General features: G+C 67.7%; 3 protein-coding genes. All 3 read left to right on the top strand.

Annotated elements, in window-relative coordinates:
- Positions 1 to 463: 463 nt before the first annotated feature.
- On the top strand, positions 464 to 1843 hold the full coding sequence (locus tag ACWF94_RS33125; protein ID WP_453497073.1) for a Rieske 2Fe-2S domain-containing protein: 1380 nt from the start codon (positions 464 to 466) through the stop codon (positions 1841 to 1843).
- Complete coding sequence (locus ACWF94_RS33120; RefSeq protein WP_453497070.1) at positions 1840 to 2430, top strand: 3-phenylpropionate/cinnamic acid dioxygenase subunit beta; 591 nt, start codon at positions 1840 to 1842, stop codon at positions 2428 to 2430. Before ACWF94_RS33125 ends, ACWF94_RS33120 begins: the two co-directional genes overlap by 4 nt.
- Positions 2427 to 2696 (top strand): hypothetical protein (locus ACWF94_RS33115; protein WP_453497067.1); only part of this gene is annotated, 270 nt, incomplete at its 3' end. The genes ACWF94_RS33120 and ACWF94_RS33115, both read left to right, overlap by 4 nt.

The following is a 2696-nucleotide window of genomic DNA, read 5'->3' as shown; positions in this document are numbered from 1 at the left end:
CCCGTGCGGCCCGCGGGCCGCACCCGTTCCGTCGAGCCTGCCACCGGCCCCGCGCACGGGAGGGCGGCGCTCACGGTACACGGAGCAACGCGCCAAGGCGGCGGCGGAATCATATCGCCCTGCCAGGCGATGGCGGCCATGCGCGGAACCAGCGCCCGTGGTCGGTCGGGCAGGGGCCCGGGGTGCGCCGAGGCGTTCGTGCCCTTCCGAAGAAGCGGGTTCGGCGTGGACGGCGGGCCGTCTCATGACGGGAGTTCTGCGTCCCCGTTCGTCGTCGCGGGACCTGCCGCGGGGGCGGTGCGGCGAGGCGGGCGACGGGACGACCCGGCCGGAAGGGTTGCCCATAGACTCTATCTTGTAGAAAATGTCTCTGGTAGACAGAATGCTAGAAGCGGAACTACTGAACCGAGGCCCAGCACTCATGCATGATCACGGAACCGTCCTCGACGACGTCCGTCGAGGAATGACCCCTGCTTTCATCTACAACGACCGCGAGATCTTCGGCCTGGAGAAACAACGGCTGTTCAGCCGGGCGTGGATGTTCGTGGGCCACGAGTCCGAAGTCCCCGAGCCGGGCGACTACGTCGTACGGCGCGTGCTGGAGGACTCCTTCATCATCGCGAGGGGCAACGACGGCGGTATCCGGGCGATGTTCAACATGTGCCTGCACCGCGGCATGCAGGTGTGCCGGGCGGAGATGGGAAACGCGACGCATTTCCGCTGCCCCTACCACGGCTGGTCCTATCGCAACGACGGCCGGATCGCCGGTCTGCCCTTCCACCAGGAGGCGTACGGCGGAGAGGAGGGCTTCCGCCGCAAGGGCCAGGCCCTGCTGCCCGCCCCCGCGCTCGACACGTACAACGGGCTCATCTTCGTCAGCCTCGACCCCGACGCCCCGCCGCTCATCGAATACCTCGGCGACTTCGCCTTCTACCTGGACTACTACACCAGGCAGTCGGCCGGCGGCATCGAGCTCCGCGGCCCGCAGCGATGGCGGGTCAAGGCCAACTGGAAGATCGGGGCGGAGAACTTCGCCGGTGACATGTACCACACCCCGCAGACCCACACGAGCGTGGTGGAGATAGGTCTCTTCCGCGAGCCCAAGGCGGAGAAGCGGAAGGACGGATGCACCTACTGGGCCGGCCGCGGCGGAGGCACGACGTACAAGCTGCCCCCCGGCACGCTGGAGGAGCGGTTGCGGTACGTCGGCTACCCGGATGCCATGATCGAGAGGATGAAGGCCACCTGGTCGCCGGAACAGCTGGCGCTCATCGGCGACAACGGCTTCATGGTGTCCGCGGCCTCGATCTTCCCCAACCTCAGTTTCGTGCACAACTGGCCCAGGGTCGAGGACTCCGAAGACGTCCTCCCGTTCATCTCGATTCGCCAATGGCAGCCGATCAGTGAGGACGAGACCGAGGTGCTGTCCTGGTTCGCGGTCGACAAGGACGCGCCCGAGGAGTTCAAGGCGCTGTCGTACAAGGCGTACCTCATGTGCTTCGGCAGCTCGGGCATGTTCGAGCAGGACGACGTGGAGAACTGGGTCTCCCTCACCACCACCGCCGCCGGGTCGATGGCCCGTCGGCTCCTTCTCAACAACCGGATGGGACTGCTGTCCGACGACAGTCCGGTGGCCCCCGTCCTGACACCAGATCAGTTCGCCGGGCCCGGCGAGGCCCGGCTCGGCTACGGCGAGTACAACCAGCGGTTCCTCCTCGCGGAGTGGGCCGACCATCTGGAGCAGCCCGCATCCGCCCAGAGGCCGATCGAGGTCGGCACGCCTGACTCCCCACGCGCCGCCGCCGACGGCAAGGACTGCGAACCCACGGAGGTGGACCGATGAACCCCAACCACATCCGGGTCGACTCACGCCTGTCCCCCCTGGGGGCGCACGCCTCCACCACGACCCGCGTGGGCGCCTCACTCGCCTACGACGACCCGCGGCACCTCGCCGCCCACAGATGGCTTGTCGACGAGGCGTACATCCTCGACGAGCAGGACTACTCCGAGTGGCTGGACCTGCTCACGGACGACATCCACTACTTCATGCCCGTAAAGGTCACCACCGCCCTGGGCGCCGGGTACGACACCGCTCCCGGGATGGCGCACTTCGACGAGAACAAGTACTCCCTGCGCCAGCGCGTCGCCCGGTTCTCCACCGAGCATGCGTGGACCGAGGACCCGCCCTCACGTCTGAGGCACTTCGTGACCAACGCGCGCACGTTCGCCACCGATCGGGACGACGAACTCGTCGTCGAGTCCGCTGTGCTGCTGTACCGCAGCCGCGGCGACGTGGCGGAGTCCGCCCTCGTGTCCGCGGGCCGCGAGGACCTGCTGCGCAATGTCGACGGCCAATGGAAGCTGGCACGCCGCCTCATCGCGGCCGACGAGTCGGTGATCCGCACACAGAACCTGGCGATCTTCCTGTGAGCCGGGAACCGGAGAACCAGGCCGGGGAATCCGGTACCGCGGACACGCCCGACGCCCGGCGCAGGCGGCTTCTCGAACAGGCCGTCGGCGAACCGATCACCTTGGCCAACGAATTCGCCGAGATCCGCGTCGTGTGCGTGCGGACCCGAAACGGCCTTCGCCTGCTGGTCGACTCTCCCAAGTCCGGCCAGTGGGTCACTCTCGACCCGCTGGAACTGGAAGCCCTGACCTGGCAGAACCAGGCGACCTTGTCCGCCATGGTCGGG

Source organism: Streptomyces sp. NPDC055078 (genome assembly GCF_053607985.1).
Note: the sequence above shows the minus strand (reverse complement) of the source record. Positions and strands in the feature narration are given on the sequence as shown.